We start from the raw sequence: 17,912 nt of genomic DNA on the forward strand, positions 1-17,912 counted from the left end.
GCCGCATCACTGTCTGATGGATGGGGCGATCGGTGCCCTGCCCCTGTTAGACGAGGCTGGAGGCGTGAAGCCGACATCAAGAAAGCGCTCGCCACAATGGAAGAAGGCGCCGGCAATCGCGCCGGCGCCTGTTCATCAGGTACTCGGCTGTTCAAGCCCGTCGGCACGCCCGCCACGGCGAACCGGGTGCGGATCGCGTCGACCCAGGTGATACCGGGTGGAACGAACCGATGCGCGCTGACCGCCGCATCATGTCTGCCGGTCCAGCCAGGGACTGACACGCAAGAAGGCGCCGGCCTTGCGGCCGGCGCCCTTTTCAACAGTACCCCTGGATCAACGGCCGACGCCGGTGGTGCAGGTGTTGGCGTTGCTCAGGCCGGTGGTGGCCGAGGAGGAAACCAGGTTGGCGGCAACCGCTTCACGCCAGTCCTGGGTCAGCGGGATGAAGCCGTGCGCACGCACCGCAGCATCGTTGTTGCCGGTAGCGCCCACGTTGTAGTGGTTCTGCAGGAAGTCGCGGATCGCATTGCGAGCCAGGGCGACGCGGTAGCACTGGCCGAACACCAGATTGGTGTAGCCAGCGATCGGATAGCCCGCCGACGGGTTGGTGAACACCGGCACCCACTTGGCCGGGTTGGCGATGTCGGCAGCCGTGGACGGCGGAGCGATGGTGTTCAGGGTGGCAGCAACGCTCACTTCATCCGGCGAGTAGCCCTTCAGCTTGGCAACCTTGGTCGCGTCCTGCAGGTTCGGGATCACGTCCGGGCCGACATAGCCGATGCGGCCGTCAGCAGCGTACACCGCGTTGTACAGCGCGGTGCCACCGGTGGCCGGCGCGGCGACGAAGTTCGACGGCACGGTGGTGAACAGGTTGGCGAAGGTCGACTGCACCGAGAAGGCCGGCGCACCGTTGGTCAGCTTCAGGTTGGTGCCGGCAACGTCGCCCGGCTGGCAGGCGCTGGTCAGGAAGCGGGTCAGCAGCTCGCTGGTGCCGCTGCTCTCGCCACGATAGATGACCTGGATCGGGCCGGTGCGGCCGGTGCCGGTGTCGGCCCAGTCAGTGATCTTGCCCGAGAAGATGCCGCAGGCCTGGGTCACGGTCAGGTCAACGGCCGAGCCGGCCTTGTTGAACGGAATGGTGACCGAGGTGGCGACGGACGGCATCTGCAGCAGCGGACCGAACTTGGTGGTCGAGGTCGCGGAGTTGTAGGTGGCGTTGTAGGTGTCGATTTCGGTCTGGCTCAGCACCGAGTCGCTGCCAGCAAAGTGGACGTTGCCGGTGCCGGTCGGGATGAACAGCGCGATCTTGTTTTCCAGGAACGCCTTCTTGCCGGTGCCCGAACCGGTCACGGCGTAGCTGAAGTTCGACGGCAGGATGCTGTCGGCCTGGCCCTTGTACAGATCAGCCGGCAGCGAGGCGCCGCCGCCATTGACGAGGGACTGCTGCGCCGAAGCAGCACCGGCGGTGGCGAGCAGCGCGGTGGCAACCAGCGCGGCCAGGGTCTTGTACTTGTTCATGATCTTCTCCTGAAGGGTTTACTGCGAAGGGAAACACCAAGGGAGGAACGGTCACTACACGCCTGCTGCCGCCGAGGGCCTCCCAGCCCACTCTGCGGCGACGTGTCCATGCTGGTCCGCGCCGATGACAGGCCGCTTAAGAAACCTGTGGAAGATCGAAAAAAGGTGTGGAGGATTGTGTGGAGAATCGATGTCATCGGATCCACGCCCTGCGTGGATGCACCGCATGTGACGCGCGTCGCGCGATCCATCCACGCATGGCGTGGATCTACTGCACCAGCTGGTTCATTTCCATGATCGGCATCAGCACGGCCAGCACGATCGTCAGCACCACGCCACCCATCACCAGGATCATGGTCGGTTCCAGCAGTGCGGTCAGTGCCATCGCGCGACGCTCGATCTCGAAGGCATGGAGGATTGTGTGGCGGAATCCAGATGTCAGTAGATCCACGCCCTGCGTGGATGCACCGCATATGACGCTTGTCGCGCGATCCATCCACGCATGGCGTGGATCTACTGCACCAGCTGGTTCATTTCCATGATCGGCATCAGCACGGCCAGCACGATCATCAGCACCATGCCACCCATCACCAGGATCATGGTCGGTCCCAGCAGCGCAGTGAGCGCCATCGCGCGACGCTCGATCTCGAAGGCATGGAGGATTGTGTGGCGGAATCCAGATGTCGGTAGATCCACGCCATGCGTGGATGCACCGCATGTGGCGCGCGTCGCGCGATCCATCCACGCATGGCGTGGATCTACTGCACCAGCTGGTTCATTTCCATGATCGGCATCAGCACCGCCAGCACGATCGTCAACACCACGCCGCCCATCACCAGGATCATGGTCGGTTCCAGCAGTGCAGTCAGTGCCATCGCGCGGCGCTCGATCTCGCGCGAGATCGTCTGTGCGGCGCGGTCCAGCAGTGGCGCCAGCGAACCGGTCTTCTCGCCGCTGGCCACCAGGTGCACCAGGATCGGCGGATACACTTTCTGCACCTTCAACGCAGCACCCAGTGCCGCGCCTTCGCGTACGCGTGCAGCCACATCATCGGCACAGCGCGCCAGCAGCGTGTTTCCCAGGGTCTGTCGCGCTGCTTCCAATGCACGCAGCAGCGGCACACCCGCATCCAGCAGGATCGCCAGTGTCGAGGCGAAGCGCGCACTGTTCACGCCCAGCACGAAGCGTCCGACCATCGGCAGCCGCAGCAGCATCGCATCCCAGCGCAGGCGCAGTTCGGGCTGGCGCAACGCCAATCGCCATGCCACCACCATCGCAGCGATGGCCAACCCCACCCACACGCCCCAGCTGCGCACGAACGCGCTGGCGGCCAGCATCACCTGGGTCAGCATCGGTAGCGTCTGCCGCGCCTGCACGAACGCGGTCACCACCTGCGGCACCACGTAGCTGAGCAGGAAGATCACGATCGCCACTGACACCAGGCTGATCGCCGCCGGGTAGATGAAGGCGGTCAGCACCTTGGCCTGCAGCGCATTGCGCTCTTCGATGTAGTCGGCAAGGCGCTCCATCACCCGCGCCAGGTCGCCGGAGTCCTCACCGGCGCCCACCAGCGCCCGGTAGATCGGCGGAAAATCACGTGGCCGTGCAGCCAATGCCACGGTCAGGCGCTGGCCGGCACGCACGTCGGCGCGTACGGCGGTGAGTGCCTGGGCCACATGCGGGCGCTCGGCCTGTTCAATCACCGCACTCAATGCACCTTCCAACGGCAGGCTCGCGGCCAGCAGGCTGGCCAGCTGGCGCGTGGCCCAGGCCAGCTCGCTGGCGGACAGCCGGCGCGTGCCCCAGCCACTGCCCGCACTGCGCGCCGCGCTGACCTGCACGGGCGTCAGCCCACGACCGCGCAGCACCTGGCGCGCGCCGCGCGGGCTGTCGGCGTCCAGCTGGCCCTTCTCGATGCGGCCCTGCGCGTTGGCGGCCTGGTAGTCGAACAGTGCCATGCAGGCCTCAATCGTCGCCGGTGACGCGCAGGATCTCTTCCAGCGTGGTCACCCCGCTGTCGACCCAGCGCTGGCCATCCTGCCGCAAGGTCCGCATGCCGGCACGCCGCGCCGCCTCGCGCAGCGCAGGTTCACCCTGCCCTTCATGGATCAGCGCGCGCACGCGATCGTCCACCACGAACAGCTCGTGGATGCCGGTACGCCCCCGGTAGCCGCTGTTGGCACAGGCCGCGCAGCCCACCGCGCGCCACACGGTACGGCCGTCGCCATCCACCTCGGCACGCCGGCATTGCGTGCACAGCCGCCGCACCAGCCGCTGCGCCAGCACGCCGCGAAGCGACGAGGCCAGCAGGAACGGCTCCACGCCCATATCGGCCAGGCGGGTCACCGCCGAGATCGCGTCGTTGGTGTGCAGGGACGCCAGCACGCCATGGCCGGTCAGCGACGACTGCACCGCAATCTGTGCGGTCTCCAGGTCGCGGATCTCACCGATCATGATGGTGTCCGGGTCCTGGCGCAGGATCGCGCGCAGCGCCGTGCCGAAGCTCATGCCGATACGCGCGTTGACCTGGATCTGGCCGATGCCGGCGAAGTCATACTCCACCGGGTCCTCCACGGTGAGAATGTTGCTGGTGCTGCTGTCGAGCTGGCCCAGCGCCGCATACAGCGACGTTGTCTTGCCACTGCCGGTCGGCCCGGTGACCAGCACGATGCCATGCGGCTGCCGGATCAATCCGGTGAACGTGGCCAGGGTGTCATCGGCCATGCCCAGGCGCTGCAGCTGCAGCCGGCCGGCATCCTTTTCCAGCAGGCGCAGCACAGCACGCTCGCCATGCCCGGTCGGCACCGTGGAGACACGGATGTCCAAGGGACGCCCACCCACGCGGATCGCGATGCGCCCGTCCTGCGGCAGCCGCTTCTCGGCGATGTCCAGGTGGGCCATGATCTTGATGCGCGACACCAGTGCCGCGTGCAGTGCGCGCCGCGGCTGCACCATGTCGCGCAGGGTGCCGTCCACCCGGTAACGCACCACCGAGTGGGTCTCGAAGGGTTCGATGTGCAGGTCGCTGGCGCCATCACGCGCGGCCTGTGCCAGCAGCGCGTTGATCATGCGGATCACCGGCGCATCGTCCTGCGCATCCAGCAGGTCGGTGACTTCCGGCATGTCCTGCATCAGCCGGTCCAGATCGACTTCGCTTTCGGCGGCACCGACCACGGCAGCGGCATCGCCGCCGTCACGATACTGCTCACCCAGCCGCTGCTGCCACGTCGCGGCATCCAGCGCCTGGAACGGCAGCGGGCCATGCCGTCGGCGCAGTTCGGCCACGGCCCACGCCGCGGTGTCGGCGGTGCCCAGCAGCACCGGCTCGCCGCCAACTTCGGACAGCATCACGCCATGGCTGCGCACCCAGGCGTACGGCAGTGGCGCGGCGGCGCTCACGGCCCGATCACCAGTTCCGGCGTGTAGCCGAGTCCGCGCAACTGCTGCAGCGCCGGGTCCAGCGTCGCCGGATCGCGTGGCAATCGCACCCGCAGGCGTTGCCCGCTCTCGCCGGGCGTCGCTTCGGCATAGGCCTGCAGACCCAGTGCCCGCACCTGTGCCACGCCCTGGCTGGCACGGGCCGGGTCCAGCCCCTGTGCGAACTGCACCAGCTGCGCATCGCCGTCACCGGACGGGTACAGCGCCGCCAGGCTGCTGTTCTGCAGCGGCTGGCCCTGGCCATCGCGCGCATTGCCCTGGCCGAGTACAGACAGGTCCTGCGGCGGCAGCTGCGGTGCCGACAGCGCCGGCAATGCCCAGCTCTGCACCGGTTGCGCGCCGGCCTGCGCGTTGCGCATGTAGTCGTAGCGGTCGCGGGTCAGGCGCTGGCCGGCGGCCGGGTCACGCACCACGTGCGGGCGCAGGAACACCATCAGGTTGGTCTTGGCGCGCTTGCGCGTGTCGCTGCGGAACAAGGCACCCAGCACCGGGACCTTTCCCAGCCCCGGCACCGCATCACGGCCATGGCTGACGCTGTCTTCCAGCAGGCCGCCCAGCACCATGATCTGGCCGTCGTCCAGCAGCACGCTGGTATCCAGGGCCCGCTTGTTGGTGATGATGCCGGCCGTGCTGTTCGCGCTCTGCGCGTCGATGCTGCTGACTTCCTGGTAGATGTCCAGCTTCACCGTGCCGCCCTCGGAAATCTGCGGGCGTACCCGCAGCTTCAGGCCCACGTCCTCGCGCACGATGGTCTGGAACGGGTTGTTGCTGCCACCACCACCGTCGGTCACGTAGCGGCCGCTGACGAACGGCACGGTCTGACCGACCATGATGCTGGCCGCTTCGTTGTCCAGCGTCATCAGGTTCGGCGTGGACAGGATGTTGGCGCCGCCCTTGCTCTGCAGCGCGTTGGCCAGCGCCTTCATGTTGAGGATCTGGCCGACACCGGGCAGGTTGATGGTGCCGTCGATGACGCCGATCTTCAGGCCGTCCTTGGGCAGCACGTCCAGTGTGGTGCGTGCGGTGGTGTTCAGCCCGCTGCCGCCGGTGGTGCCGCCGAAGTGGGTGCCGCCGAAGGTGCGGCCATTGCCCAGCATCCACTGCACGCCCAGTTCGGCCGCGTCGGTCTGGTTGACCTCCACGATCAGGCTTTCCACCAGCACCTGTGCACGGCGCTGGTCCAGCTGGTCGATCACCCGCCGCAGGTTGCGGTACACCGGTTCCGGCGCCGAGATCAGCAGCGTGTTGGTGGCCACGTCCGCCTGCACCGAAATACCGTTCTGGCTGAAGCCGGTGCTGCCGGCGTCGATCGGGTCGCGGCGGTTCGGGTCCAGCCGCTGCGATTCCAGCGCATTGCCACCGGTCTTGGCCTGCTGTGGCTGCGACGGTTGGGCGGGTGTGGAACGGTTTGCATCGCCGGGCAGTGGCGTGATGCCTTCGTTGCTGCCCATTGCCGGTGCATCGCTCTGCCCGGCCACCACGCCGCGCAGCACACCGGCGAGCTGATTGGCCTGGGCATTGCGCAGGTAGACCACATGCAGGTTGCCGGACTCGTCCTGCGCGCGGTCCAGCTTCTCCACCAGCTGCCGCGCCAGACGGGTGCGGCCGGGACTGCTGGAACGCAGCAGCACGCTGTTGCTGCGCGGGTCGGCCATCACCACCACTTTCTGGCTCGGTTCGGCGCCCTGCGCATCCAGCAGCGGCGCGACCATCGCCGCCACGTCAACGGCAATGCCCTGCTGCAGCTTCACCACATCGGTGTCCATGCCGGCCGGCGTGTCGACGCTGGCGATCACGTGTGCGATGCGCTCCAGGTTGTCGGCATAGTCGGTGATCACCAGGGTGTTGTTGCCCGGGTTGGCAGTGATCGGATTGTCCGGGCTGATCATCGGCCGCAGCACCGCCACCAGCGCGGCCGCGTTCTCGTAGCGCAGCGCGAAGGTGCGCGTGGCGATCTCGCCCCCTGCACCACCGCTGCCCACGCGGCCACCGAGCAGCTTGGCGTCGGCCTGCGGCACCACCCGGCTGACGCCGCCGTTCTCGACCACGGCGAAGCCGCGCATGCGCAGCGCGCCCAGCAGCAGCTGATAGGCCTGGGTACGGCTGACCGGGCCATCGGAGACCACCGTCATCTTGCCGGTCACCCGTGGGTCGACCAGGAACTGGCGGCCGGTGAACCGTGCTGCCATGCGCAGCACGCCACCGATATCGGTATCCACCAGGTTCAGCTGCACCGGCTCATCGCGGGCGTCCTGCGCCGCCACCGGCGCAGGCACGTGGGCCATGCCCACGATCAGGGCCAATGCAGTACTGCAGGCAAGGCTGCGCATCGCTCTCATGGATGGGCACCCGCAGTGGCCACCATCACGATGTTTCCGGAAATCCGTGCCGCCGGCATGTTCGCATCCCCTGTGCGTGTCAGTTGCAGCTGCTGCAGCTCGATGGCCGGGTCGGCCAGCAGCGGCAGCAGCCAGTTCCATAGCGCGTCGGCGGGCACCGCCTGCACCTGCAGGTGCCAGCGCCCGTCGCGCGATTCGATATGCAGGCCGTCGGCAAGGCCGGCGGATCTGATTCCGTCCCGCAGGCTGGCCAGCGTCGGGTGCTGGCCCTGCGCCTGCTGCTGGCGCTCACGGGCGCGAAGCAGCGGCGCCAGTGCGCGGGACTGCGCCTGCAGCCGTGGCAGTTCGGCCTGCCAGTGCGTGCGCTGCTTCAGCAGGGGCTCCAGCCACAACGACCACAGGCCCGCTGCCAGCAGCGCCACCACCATCACCCACAGCATCAGCCGGTCGCGCGGTGGCAGGCGCTGCCAGCGCTGCTGCAGGCCCGCCACTCCCTCGCCCAGCCGCAGGGTACGGGCGGTCACTGTCCCGCTCCGCTCACCCGCAGGCGCCCACCGGCGTCGCGCGCCAGCTGCAGGCCCTGCACCTGCACCGCCTGCTGCCAGTGCTCCAGGCGTTGTGGATCATCGGCCAACGCCTGGGCATCGGCATCCAGCTCCATGTCCAGCTGGCCGGGCTGGTAATGCAGGCTGCGCACCTGCCCCGCCAGCTCCGGAACGGCCTGCAGCGTGCTGGCGACCTGCCGTTGCAACGGCGGCAACGGCGGCGCCGGCGGTGGCACCGCCAGAGCACGCCGTGCCTGCAGCACCGGATCCACCACATCGGTGATCTCCGGGAAGCGTGCGTTGAACTGCCGCGCCATGTCCTGTTGCAGCGCCTCGCCCTCGATCCGCCAGCGCGAGACCTGCAGCTGCAGGCCGAGTGCGGCCAGCAGCACTGCCGCCAACGCGAGGCCGATCGCCAGGCGTGGCGCTTTCCGACCCGCACCGGGCAGCGGCAATGACCACCCCGGCAGAGGGCCACCCGCCTGCCGTTCATGCGTAACGGCGGTGGCCGGCAGGCTGTCCGGCCACGCCGGCGGCACGCTGTCGATCCATTGCACGGCCTGCACGCCGGCCTGCTGCAGGCGCACCGCCAGGGCCTGCATCACGGCACATGCGTCGCGTCCGCCATACCATTGGACGAACCCACGATCGCGCCCGCTGCGCACCAGCAGGTGCTCGCCGCTGACCTGCAGCGTGGCCTGTCCGTCCTGCCACGGCAGCAGCAGCGGCGTCGGATACAACGCCTGCAGCTGCAGTGCGCACGAGGCCAGCAGCTGCTGCGCCTGCAGGACCGCCTGCTGGCCGAGCCAGGCCACCGGAACCGTGCCGTCAGCCGCCTGCGCACCGTGGGCCAGCGCCACCTCCTGCAGGTCATCCAGCAGCATCGCCTCCACCTCGCCCTGCAGCGCCGACTGCAGGCGCCGCCCGGACAACGGCGGCAGCTGAAGTTCCAGCAGGATCAGGTCGTGCGGATCGAGGCAGGCGCGCACCGTCGCCTTCGGATGACGCAGACCCAGTGCCGTCAGCGTGTCGCGGCCGTGTGCCACTACCTCGCCCTTGTGCAGCTGCACCCAGTCCACCGTGCTGTCGGCACGCAGGCACTCCAGCGCCGGCAGGCGCACCCGAAGCTGCACGTTCATGCGCCGATCCTCGTCCACACGCGCTGCACGCGCGCTCCATCGTCGCGGTATTCGCGCCAGAGCAACGCACGGAACTCGACCGCACTGCCATCGGCCTGCACCCGGCCGACCGCAAGGAACCACTCGCTATGGATGCCCAAGGGAAGCACGGCCATCTGTTCGTTGCTCAATTGAAGTCGATTGGCGATGTCGCCGCGGTTGAGCAGCCAATGGCCGCCGTCGCGCTCACCGAGCAGCGCCTGCAGCCGTGCCGGCTCGACCGCAGGCGTCACCGCCTGCAGAACGCTCAGGTCGCTGGTGTTGGCGTTGACCAGGGTCTGCGCCGGCAGCACCACGGTGCGCCGCGCCAGCGCCTGCAGTGCCACCGGATCGGCACCGGCCAGTGCCTGCGCGATCAGTGATTCGCGCGGCAGTGGGGCCTGCGCCAGGATGTCACCGTCGCGCAGGCGCGCCTGGATGTGGTCCGCCGCGGATGCGCAGGCGCCCTGGCCCAGCCCTTGTGCAGCACACAACGCGATGAACGCGCGTCGCGCCTCGGGGTCCGGCCGGCCATGCGCCAGCAGGTTGCGCAGGTTGAACATCGACTGCGCATCCACCAGCTGCAGCTGCACCGGCAACGGCGCCTGCAGCGTCAGCGGACGCGTCCAGCGTCCGCTGCGCACCGTGGTCAGCTGCTCCTTTACATCGTCACGCAGCTGCTGCGCCGCGCGCTCCAGGGTGGCATCGACCGCCATGCGCACCTGCGCGCGCAGCTGGTCACTATGCAGCGCGCGCAGCTGCGCCGACTGCCGCGTCAGCAGTGCAGTGGCAATCACCGCCACCAGTGCCACCACCAGCAGGGCGACAATCACCGCCATGCCACGCTGGCGGGCGCACGGGACCGAACGCGTCCGGGCTGTCATCAGCACGCCTCACAGCTGCCAGGAGCCGATATCCGCGTTCCCGGCGTCGCCACCGGGCTTGCTGTCCGCACCCAGCGAGAACACATCGATGTCGCCATGGGTTCCGGGAACCTGGTACTGGTACGGATGGCCCCATGGGTCATTCGGCAGGCGATCCAGATACGGCGTCACCGGCATCGCACCGCTGCCCTGCGGCGGCTTCACCAGCGCCTGCAGGCCCTGCTCTGCGCTGGGATAGCGACCATTGTCCAGCTTGAACAACTTCAGCGCCTGCATCAGCGCCGCGATGTCCTGGCGGGCCGCCACCACGCGCGCCTGGTCGGGACGGTCCATCAACCGCGGCACGATCAAGGCCGCGAGAATGCCGATGATCACCACAACCACCATGATCTCGATCAGGCTGAAGCCCTGCTGCCGAGCCCTGCGACCACCCACCTGCCTTGCCATTGTTCCGCCCTCGTCATCCTGGAAGAGACCGCTGCGCCATGGTCAGCGGTGCATGTGTCAGTACGATAAACATCCGCCGCCAATTCGCTGCGCCTGTGCCTGCGCGGGCGCAGGGGCAGCCGGGACGCGTGCCGCCTCGAACAGATGTGATGGCACACTGGCCAGCGTTTCGTCGATGCAGCCGCGCACAAGCGGATGCGCGCACGCCTGCAGCAGACGCACGCACTGCATCGGCGACCACGCGGTGCCATGGTCGAGGCCGATGAACGTCCGGTAGGCCTGGTGATAGCGCAGATCGTCGTACACACGCTGCGCACTGTTGAGATCACGCACGACCACCAGCAGGGCCGCACGTTGCAGCAGCCGCACATCGCCTGCATCAAGCGGCAGCGCGTTCATGGCCGCTTCGGGCCAGGGCCGCAGCTGCAGATCGAGGGCGCGCCGCAGCGCCGCCAACGGATGCGCGCTGCTGTCCAGTGCCGCCCAGCGCGCCGCATCGGCCCAGGCATCACTGGACAGCACCCAGACCCACGAGTGCCCGTAACGTTGCACGTTCAAGGGCGTGTGCCGCGCCTGCTCCAGTGACTGGCTCAGGTGGCGATCCAGCTCCAGCATGCTGATCCTGCGACTGTCTGCCATCTGCGTCGCCCGTGCTCCGCGACGCGTGGTGCGTCGTACTCTGGAGAAGACGTCAGCAAGGCAGGTGAAGCGACAGCGCGAATGCAACTCTGTGCGCTGCGTGGTGCTTCATCGACAACGTCATCGCAGCGTCATGCGCCTGAAGGCTTCGCGCTGCAGTCGCGGTGCGTCACCGCCGCAGCGGCGGGCCAGTACCGCCACGTCGCTGCGCGCGGCGAACGCGACCAGTGCATCCGTCATGTCCACGTCATCGCACCATGACGCCATCGCAATGCGCACCGCCGGCAGCTGCCAGCCGTCCATCACCCCGCGGGTGCCCGCCACGAACCAGTGCCACAGCCGATGGTGCAGCACCTGCTCGTGCAGCTGCGCGAGATCCTCGATGCCATGCATGTCCATCAGCAGCAGTGCGCGTGCAAGGACCGCAGGCGGCAACGCACCGGTTTCAGCCAGCGGCAACACCTGCTGCTGCAGGCGCAACAGCATCGCCAGCGGGTGCGACTGCGGATCGAAGTCCAGCAGCACAGCCTGTTGCTGCCACTGCGCGTCGGACACCACACACACCCATGGCGAGCCGTAGCGGTGCACCATCAAAGGCCGTCGCTGCGTGGTTTCCAGCAACGCCGACAGATTGCGGCGCAGATCCAGCACACCGATGCTCTCGTTGCGCATCCTTGGCGTCTCCTTGCTTGCAACAGCCCTGCGCGGCGCGCACGGCCAGCGTCTTCACCTAACCAAGGACGGCAATGCCACCCGGAAAGCGACGCAGATCCAGCGACATCGTCAGTCGCAGCTGCTCCAGCGCCGCGTCTGGGTCATCGATGCGGAAGCGGCCGCTGACCGGGGCGCGCGCCAACGCCGATTCGCCGAGCAGCACCTTGCCGCGGCGGTAGCGGTTGATTTCATCCACCACCTCGCGCAATGGAGCGCGGCGGAATACCAGCATGCCTTCGGTCCAGGCACTCACTTCCGAGGCCACGGCTTCGGCCACCACGCCACTGAGGCGCTCGTCGTACTGGGTCTGCTGGCCCGCCTGCAGCTGCAGGCGGCCCTGCGGATGCTCGATGCGGGCGCTGCCCTGCAGGCAGGTCACCCGCACCTGGCCGTGGGTGTTACGCACGTCCAGGCGCACCGCACCTTCATCGGCAATCACGCAACCCGGCCCTGCGAACAGGGCCAGGCGCAGCCCGGCCTGGGTTTCGATCGCGGCCTGGCCCTGCACCAGTTCGAAGCCTTCGCCCTGCGCATCCGCACGGCGGCGCAGGCTGCTCTGCGTATCCAGCTCGATCTTCAGCTGTGGCGAAGGTGCGATCTGCAGGCGCTGACCGGTACTGGTGTGGAAATCGGCCGTCATCGCCGTCACCGAGGGCCACAATCCCAGCGGCGGGCGGATCGCCGCCACCACCACCAGGCTGGCCGGTGCGGCAATCGCGGCGCCCAGGAAGGCACGCCGGCTCCAGCGCTGGGCCGGTGTCGGCGCGACCGGTTGCCGTGCTGCGGCAGGCAGCTGCTCACCGGCCAGTCGCACCTGTTCCCATTGCTGGCGCGCCCGGCCGAATGCTTCGCGATGACGCGGATCGGCCTCGCACCACGCGCGGAACCTGCGCCCGTCGGCCGCAGTGGCCTCGCCCGAGGTCAGCCGCACCACCCACGCGTGGGCCTGACGCTCGACGGCATCCAGCGGGCGTTGCGGGCGATCGTCAGGATCCATGGGGGCTCATGCCGGACCCGCACGCTGCGGGGTTCTGCTCGGCGTCAAAGTGTAGACGGATGCCGCCGCTCAGAACCGCACCTGGCGCCCCTGCCCGCTGCGCTCGGCCAGATAGTCCTGGGCCGCCTTCAACTCACGCTGTACAAGCCGCAACGACACGCCGAGGTGATCGGCGACGTCGCGCTGCTGCAGGCCGTCGACGCGGATCGCCAGCAGGATGCGGCGACGACGCTCGGGCATGCGCTGCAGCAGACCGACCATGTCTTCCAGCGCGAAGTCGAGTTCGGCCGCCTGCGCCGGGCCCGGTGCCGGGTCGGCCATGTCCATCAGCGTCTCCACCTCTTCCAGGCTCAGCAGACGGTGGTCGGCACGCTGGCGGTCGATCACGGTATTCATCGCCATGCGCAGCAGGTAGGCCGCGGGGTTCTGCACCGCATCCAGGCGGTCACGGCGCGCACTCAGGCGCATCCAGGTGTCCTGCAACGCGTCGCCGGCCAGCTCTTCCGAGCCCAGCTTGCGCACCAGCCGGCGTTTCAGCTCGTCGTAGGCACCCAGAAGGTGGTCCATCAGGTCAACTGCCCCAGCCGTACCGTTGCTCATGTTCGAATCCTTGAAGTCATGGAAGGGGCGCGCGCCGGCCACAGTCGTGGTCGGTGCCGGAAGGACGGATCTGCAGGGTCACCGGCTGCGGCAGCGCAGCGGCATCCGGCGCCAGCACCAGGCCCTGCAGCGCCTGCAGCAGGCGTGCATCGCGGCGGGCACTGCCACTGCCGGACAGCAGTTCGGGCTGCTGCACCTGGCCTTCGCCGTCGACGCGGAAGCGCAGCGTTGCGGCATAGTGGCCGGGCACGATCTCGGGGTCGTCACAGAACGCCGCGCGCAGGCGCTGCTGCAGGCCGCCATAGCGGCGCCGACGCTCGGCCTCGGGAAGGCCGGTGCCAACATCCGCCTCGGCCGCCGACTGCCCGCCCCGGCGCAGCACCACGCGCTGCTCGCCGATCACCTCGGCCTCGATACCGGTGTCCTGCAGCAGCATCTGCAGCGCAGGCAGCGGCGCCAGGCTGGCGCGCAGCGCATGGCTGTTGCGGCCTGCGGCAAGGTCGCCCGGGTACATCACCGACCACCCGCTGATGACACTGAAACGCTCGACCGCCTGTTCCAGCGGCTGCGCGGGGATGTCGTAGGCATGAACACCGTCCTGCGCCACAGCGGCAAAGGACAGCAGCAGCCATGCGGCGATGGCCACCTTCCAAGTTCTGACCGCATGGTGTCCATTCAGCCCCCTGACGTAGAACACATGACCCTCGGCAGCGACAGCAGCTGCAGTGGACGCGCGGCACGACCGGAACCCCGGCCCGCGCGCGACCAGCAAGCGGGCTCAAACCGTACCGGGGACACATGTCATTGCGATGACCGCCGCCTACGGCCGGCGGCGTGACTGGCTCCATGAAGCCAGTCACGCATCGGGCATCAATGAATCGAACAGACCACGCTATCTACGCACGGGGGTCAGAGCCCGTTGCGCAGCAACGGGATCCGACCCCGTGCCGGCCAGAACGTGTCGACCAAGGTCGACACCCACCAAGAGCAGTTCATGCCGTTCCGACAGATCGCGGAAATCTGTCGAAGGCGGGGTGGGTCCGGTTGCAGGGGTGTCCGCGGCATGGATGCCGCGGCCAAGCCCCCATGGACGGGTTTACGGCGTCCCCTGCTACCGGACCCACCCCGCCATCCCACGGAATGCACGCTGTTGCTTCGGCTGTTGCTCCTGAGGTTGCCGGCCAGCGGCCGGCACTACCGCGGGTGCCGGGTGCAACCCGGCCGGAAACCCCCATCCTCAAAGCGGCAGCTGGGTGGTCTGCTTGATCCGCTGCATCGGGATCTCGGTCTTGGTGTTCTGCACCCCGGCAATCCGGTTCAGGTGCTGCATCTGGAACTGCCGGTAGGCATCAAGGTCCGCCACCGCCACCCGCAGCAGGAAATCGCAGTCGCCGGCCATCAGATGGCATTCAAGCACTTCCGGGAAAGACTTGATGCTGTTGATGAAGTGGTTGGTGGTGTCCTCGTCCTGCCCGCGCAGCCACACCCGCACGAACACCGTGAAGCCACGGCCCACCTTGGCCTCATTCAGCAGGGCGACGTAGCGGTCGATGTAGCCGCCTTCCTCCAGCAGCCGCACCCGTCGCAGGCAGGCCGAGGGCGAGAGGCCCACCAGCCGGGCCAGCTCCAGGTTCTGCAGCCGTCCGTCACGCTGCAGGGCGTCGAGGATGCGGCGATCAAGGTTGTCGAGCTGATACTGCATGGGATTTCACCGTTGGCGACATTGGCCGCATGGAATCTCAATATTCCCGAATCGAATGGCATCAACGCAACCCGATTTCGCGATCAGGCCGCTAGCATGGGCCACCCCCACCTTGTTGTGCCGTTCGATGGACGCCCGTACCACCCTCCCCCTGCCCGACACCTGCGATACCGCCCCGCGTGCCGAATTCCTGCGTGGCCTGCGCGCCGCCGTGCCGGTGATGATCGGCTTCATCCCCTTCGCCCTGGTGCTCGGCGCGCAGGCGGCCCAGAAGGGCCTCAGCGCCCTGGAAGTGCCGCTGATGACCGGCCTCAACTTCGCCGGCGGCTCGGAGTTCGCCGCCGTCGAACTGTGGACCTCGCCGCCGCACATCGCGCTGATCGTGGCGATCACCGCGCTGGTCAACAGCCGCCACCTGCTGATGGGCGCCAGCCTGGCCCCGCTGCTGCAGCACCTGCCGCGCCGCCGCGTGCTGCCGGCGCTGTTCTTCATGTGCGACGAGAGCTGGGCGATGGGCGTGGCCGATGCGCGCCGCCGTGCGCTCGGCTTCAGCCTGGCCTATTACCTGGGCGTGTCGGCAGGCCTGTACACGGTCTGGGTGGCCTGCACCGCATTGGGCGCGATCGTCGGCCCGATGCTGGGCGACATCCACGCCTATGGCTTCGACATGGCCTTCCCAGCCGTGTTCCTGGTGCTGCTACGCGGCATGTGGCAAGGCATGAAGGCGGCGCGGCCGTGGCTGGTCAGCCTGGTGGTGGCCGCGGCCACTTACCTGCTGATCCCGGGTGCGTGGTACGTGGCCAGCGGCGCACTGGCGGGCCTGGCCGCGGCCTGGCTGCTGGCGGAGGACGCAGCATGATCTTCAACGGCCTGATCCACTGGACCTCGGTGCTGACCATCGTGCTGATGGCCGCCGCCACCTACCTGACCCGCATCGTCGGCTTCCTCGCCCTGCGCAACCGCAGGCTGAGCAAGCGCGCGGTAACGGTGATGGAAGCCGCGCCGGGCTGCGTGCTGATCTCGGTGATCGCGCCCGACTTCGTCGCCGACAAGCCCGCCGACCTCGCCGCGCTGGCGATCACCCTGCTGGCCGCCACGCGGCTGTCGATGCTGCCGACGGTGCTGATCGGCGTGGTCTCGGCGGGTGTGCTGCGCTATCTGATGGGCTGATGCGCCCGCGAGTTCCCCACGCGGTGTGACTGGAGGCGCAAGTGTCGCCATTGGCGCGACCTGCGCATGTGTCTGGCGCGTCGAATGAGGCCCGGAGCCAGCTACCGGAGGTCCTTGAAACAATTCCGATTGCCTGATCGAGCCTGAGCCGGTACGGATCGACCGCCGAATCAGCAGGTTGAGCTGATCGGTCAATCGACGTCCAACGTGGAGATTACCAATGAGCAATCTGCGAGTTGTCGTGGTAGCAATCGGTATCACCCTCGTCTCTGCTGGCTGCGGGCCGATGGAGTGGCAGTTGAGCGCATCGTGCGAAGAAACCAAGAAGTGCCGGATAGAAGGCAGGATTGGAGGCAAGATCGGCGGAGGCGAACGCGATGGCCTACCTTGGTTCGAGCGAGTTCTGCTGGCGTCGACATCAGAAGTACCAGATGCCGCGCAGTTCGAGATCGACGTCTCGGGTTCATCCATAGCCTTCCCAGCCAATGGATCTGTAACCCTGCTGTTGTTTGATGGCCGGCAAGGAGCCACCATCGCCGCCAAGCAGTTCCAATGGCATCGAACAGGAACCGTCCTCCGGCTTGTCGATCCGGATGGTGCGAACGCCTGGGCCGCATCTGCGTCCGGTCCAGCGACCGAGTTGAGATACGACCTCGCAGCATTCGATGTAGGTGCAGCCCCTGGACCAAACACCATCGCGGCGGCCTCTCGATACGGCGGAGCCACCCGGGCGGCTTCAGTGTCGGAATTTCAAGTCTGTACGAAGTATCCATCGCCGTATCAATGCGGGCTGACCCCCTGATGCAGCGCCGCCAGTCCAGGCGTACCCAACCGGGCTCCATCGTCGGGCACTACGCTGGGCTGGCGGCAATCCTTGTGGCCACAAGTGCGTGCCAATCCCTCCAGCTGCCTGCCCGGAACCTGGTCAGCACCGATGGAGGGTATGCCACCCTGCTGCGAGGCCCTTCCTCGCATCTGAAGATCAGCACAGTGTCAGTGCTACCCGGCCCGGAAAGCTCGGAGTATCCCAACCGATCCATCGAGTGCGGGCGATCATCCATTGCAACCCGGGTTTTCTGGGCGGATGGAGCGCTTTCGGCCATGCAGGCGTCACGGCTCTGCGAGGCGGCTGCACGATCCGCTGGACTGCCGCTCCAGGCCAATGGGCAGGAACGGACGCCTGTGCGCTATCAGCTCACGATCGTGAGTGACGGCGGCGGTATCTGGCGACAACTGCCAGGACCAGAGCGGCCGGGCCAGGTGGTCAGCTTCTGGTTTCCCTCCAGCCCGGACGCTGATTCGCTGCGCAGGCGGGTGATCGCCACCACCGCGCATGAATTCCAGCATATCGCCACCGCATTGTCAGGGCAGCCGCGGCGTAGCGGGCAGCGGGAACCAGACGCCTATCTGGCAGGTGCATGTGCGCAGTTACTGATCGAGGGCACCCTTGCGCGCGCGAACCTCCCGGACGGACACGATCCGCGAGCTGATCCGTTCCTGCCATCCGCCGCCAGGCGCTCTGCGCATGCCGGCAGTACGACCGGGGCAGCACTGCTACGGTTCTTCGGTGACGCAGACACCTTGCACATCAATGAAGGAGGTCGCCACCTCGTGCAGCATTGCCACGAGACGATCGGATTTCCCCTGCAGCAGTGAACGCTCCCTGCGACACCCGGTCGCAGGTCATCGCGCCACCTACTTGATCAATGTCAAACCGCCCGCCGCCGTGCGGGCGTATTTCTATGCAGGACCCGAACACGCC

Annotated in this window: 18 protein-coding genes and 1 pseudogene; 4 read left to right on the forward strand and 15 right to left on the reverse strand. The window is 67.7% G+C overall.

Annotation, left to right across the window (positions count from 1 at the left end; genetic code table 11):
- Positions 1-333: 333 nt before the first annotated feature.
- From ACZK1G_RS12765 to ACZK1G_RS12835, 15 genes and pseudogenes are all read right to left on the reverse strand, one after another.
- Complete coding sequence (locus ACZK1G_RS12765; protein ID WP_101765577.1) at positions 334-1,518, reverse strand: PstS family phosphate ABC transporter substrate-binding protein; 1,185 nt, start codon at positions 1,516-1,518, stop codon at positions 334-336.
- 268 nt (positions 1,519-1,786) lie between these two features.
- Positions 1,787-1,921: pseudogene (locus ACZK1G_RS12770) on the reverse strand (type II secretion system inner membrane protein GspF); the annotation flags it as partial.
- 355 nt (positions 1,922-2,276) lie between these two features.
- Positions 2,277-3,476, reverse strand: coding sequence for a type II secretion system inner membrane protein GspF (gene gspF / locus ACZK1G_RS12775; protein WP_049444712.1), 1,200 nt, complete (start codon positions 3,474-3,476; stop codon positions 2,277-2,279).
- Positions 3,477-3,483: 7 nt separating this feature from the next.
- Positions 3,484-4,917 (reverse strand): type II secretion system ATPase GspE, encoded by a 1,434-nt coding sequence (gspE, locus tag ACZK1G_RS12780; RefSeq protein ID WP_071227951.1) that lies wholly within the window; start codon positions 4,915-4,917, stop codon positions 3,484-3,486.
- Positions 4,914-7,295, reverse strand: coding sequence for a type II secretion system secretin GspD (gene gspD, locus ACZK1G_RS12785; RefSeq protein ID WP_101765579.1), 2,382 nt, complete (start codon positions 7,293-7,295; stop codon positions 4,914-4,916). The genes gspE and gspD overlap by 4 nt, the downstream gene beginning before the upstream one ends.
- Complete coding sequence (gspM, locus tag ACZK1G_RS12790; protein ID WP_101765580.1) at positions 7,292-7,819, reverse strand: type II secretion system protein GspM; 528 nt, start codon at positions 7,817-7,819, stop codon at positions 7,292-7,294. The genes gspD and gspM overlap by 4 nt, the downstream gene beginning before the upstream one ends.
- Entirely contained in the window at positions 7,816-8,979 is a 1,164-nt protein-coding gene (gene gspL / locus ACZK1G_RS12795; RefSeq protein ID WP_101765581.1) for a type II secretion system protein GspL, read from the reverse strand. Before gspL ends, gspM begins: the two co-directional genes overlap by 4 nt.
- On the reverse strand, positions 8,976-9,881 hold the full coding sequence (gene gspK / locus ACZK1G_RS12800; RefSeq protein WP_101766414.1) for a type II secretion system minor pseudopilin GspK: 906 nt from the start codon (positions 9,879-9,881) through the stop codon (positions 8,976-8,978). Before gspK ends, gspL begins: the two co-directional genes overlap by 4 nt.
- A gap of 9 nt (positions 9,882-9,890) precedes the next feature.
- Positions 9,891-10,328 (reverse strand): type II secretion system major pseudopilin GspG, encoded by a 438-nt coding sequence (gene gspG, locus ACZK1G_RS12805; protein WP_014647371.1) that lies wholly within the window; start codon positions 10,326-10,328, stop codon positions 9,891-9,893.
- A gap of 57 nt (positions 10,329-10,385) precedes the next feature.
- Positions 10,386-10,943, reverse strand: a complete 558-nt coding sequence (locus tag ACZK1G_RS12810) for a hypothetical protein (protein ID WP_233490772.1) — start codon at positions 10,941-10,943, stop codon at positions 10,386-10,388.
- A 144-nt stretch (positions 10,944-11,087) separates the two neighbouring features.
- Positions 11,088-11,639: a hypothetical protein gene (locus tag ACZK1G_RS12815; protein WP_101765583.1), complete on the reverse strand. Its 552-nt coding sequence runs from the start codon at positions 11,637-11,639 to the stop codon at positions 11,088-11,090.
- A 58-nt stretch (positions 11,640-11,697) separates the two neighbouring features.
- Positions 11,698-12,678: a FecR family protein gene (locus ACZK1G_RS12820; RefSeq protein ID WP_101765584.1), complete on the reverse strand. Its 981-nt coding sequence runs from the start codon at positions 12,676-12,678 to the stop codon at positions 11,698-11,700.
- Between the two features lie 69 nt (positions 12,679-12,747).
- A complete protein-coding gene (locus ACZK1G_RS12825) occupies positions 12,748-13,278 on the reverse strand; it encodes an RNA polymerase sigma factor (RefSeq protein ID WP_032961748.1) in 531 nt (176 codons plus the stop codon).
- A 16-nt stretch (positions 13,279-13,294) separates the two neighbouring features.
- Entirely contained in the window at positions 13,295-13,975 is a 681-nt protein-coding gene (locus tag ACZK1G_RS12830) for a TonB C-terminal domain-containing protein (RefSeq protein WP_478447559.1), read from the reverse strand.
- Positions 13,976-14,515: 540 nt separating this feature from the next.
- Positions 14,516-14,980 (reverse strand): Lrp/AsnC family transcriptional regulator, encoded by a 465-nt coding sequence (locus ACZK1G_RS12835; RefSeq protein WP_005413654.1) that lies wholly within the window; start codon positions 14,978-14,980, stop codon positions 14,516-14,518.
- 127 nt (positions 14,981-15,107) lie between these two features.
- Between ACZK1G_RS12835 and ACZK1G_RS12840 the strand changes: the two genes are divergently transcribed.
- The 4 genes from ACZK1G_RS12840 to ACZK1G_RS12855 all read left to right on the forward strand — a co-directional run bounded on the left by ACZK1G_RS12840 (position 15,108) and on the right by ACZK1G_RS12855 (position 17,806).
- Positions 15,108-15,839, forward strand: coding sequence for an AzlC family ABC transporter permease (locus ACZK1G_RS12840; RefSeq protein ID WP_065177662.1), 732 nt, complete (start codon positions 15,108-15,110; stop codon positions 15,837-15,839).
- Complete coding sequence (locus ACZK1G_RS12845) at positions 15,836-16,150, forward strand: AzlD family protein (RefSeq protein WP_101765585.1); 315 nt, start codon at positions 15,836-15,838, stop codon at positions 16,148-16,150. The genes ACZK1G_RS12840 and ACZK1G_RS12845 overlap by 4 nt, the downstream gene beginning before the upstream one ends.
- A 220-nt stretch (positions 16,151-16,370) precedes the next feature.
- A complete protein-coding gene (locus tag ACZK1G_RS12850) occupies positions 16,371-16,952 on the forward strand; it encodes a hypothetical protein (protein WP_147416385.1) in 582 nt (193 codons plus the stop codon).
- A 380-nt stretch (positions 16,953-17,332) separates the two neighbouring features.
- The gene (locus tag ACZK1G_RS12855) at positions 17,333-17,806 is read left to right on the forward strand and encodes a hypothetical protein (RefSeq protein WP_101765586.1); all 474 of its coding nucleotides are present in this window, start codon (positions 17,333-17,335) and stop codon (positions 17,804-17,806) included.
- The last annotated feature ends 106 nt before the right edge of the window (positions 17,807-17,912 follow it).

This window comes from Stenotrophomonas sp. 109824_Sma (assembly GCF_056480025.1).

Coding starts and splice junctions, on each gene's coding strand:
- gspG (WP_014647371.1), bottom strand. CDS start 10,328: ATGGCAAGGCAGGTGGGTGGTCGCAGGGCTCGGCAGCAGGGCTTCAGC.
- ACZK1G_RS12845 (WP_101765585.1), top strand. CDS start 15,836: ATGATCTTCAACGGCCTGATCCACTGGACCTCGGTGCTGACCATCGTG.
- gspL (WP_101765581.1), bottom strand. CDS start 8,979: ATGAACGTGCAGCTTCGGGTGCGCCTGCCGGCGCTGGAGTGCCTGCGT.
- ACZK1G_RS12840 (WP_065177662.1), top strand. CDS start 15,108: ATGGACGCCCGTACCACCCTCCCCCTGCCCGACACCTGCGATACCGCC.
- gspK (WP_101766414.1), bottom strand. CDS start 9,881: ATGACAGCCCGGACGCGTTCGGTCCCGTGCGCCCGCCAGCGTGGCATG.
- gspF (WP_049444712.1), bottom strand. CDS start 3,476: ATGGCACTGTTCGACTACCAGGCCGCCAACGCGCAGGGCCGCATCGAG.
- ACZK1G_RS12825 (WP_032961748.1), bottom strand. CDS start 13,278: ATGAGCAACGGTACGGCTGGGGCAGTTGACCTGATGGACCACCTTCTG.
- ACZK1G_RS12810 (WP_233490772.1), bottom strand. CDS start 10,943: ATGCTGGAGCTGGATCGCCACCTGAGCCAGTCACTGGAGCAGGCGCGG.
- ACZK1G_RS12820 (WP_101765584.1), bottom strand. CDS start 12,678: ATGGATCCTGACGATCGCCCGCAACGCCCGCTGGATGCCGTCGAGCGT.
- ACZK1G_RS12850 (WP_147416385.1), top strand. CDS start 16,371: ATGAGCAATCTGCGAGTTGTCGTGGTAGCAATCGGTATCACCCTCGTC.
- ACZK1G_RS12815 (WP_101765583.1), bottom strand. CDS start 11,639: ATGCGCAACGAGAGCATCGGTGTGCTGGATCTGCGCCGCAATCTGTCG.
- gspD (WP_101765579.1), bottom strand. CDS start 7,295: ATGAGAGCGATGCGCAGCCTTGCCTGCAGTACTGCATTGGCCCTGATC.
- ACZK1G_RS12835 (WP_005413654.1), bottom strand. CDS start 14,980: ATGCAGTATCAGCTCGACAACCTTGATCGCCGCATCCTCGACGCCCTG.
- ACZK1G_RS12765 (WP_101765577.1), bottom strand. CDS start 1,518: ATGAACAAGTACAAGACCCTGGCCGCGCTGGTTGCCACCGCGCTGCTC.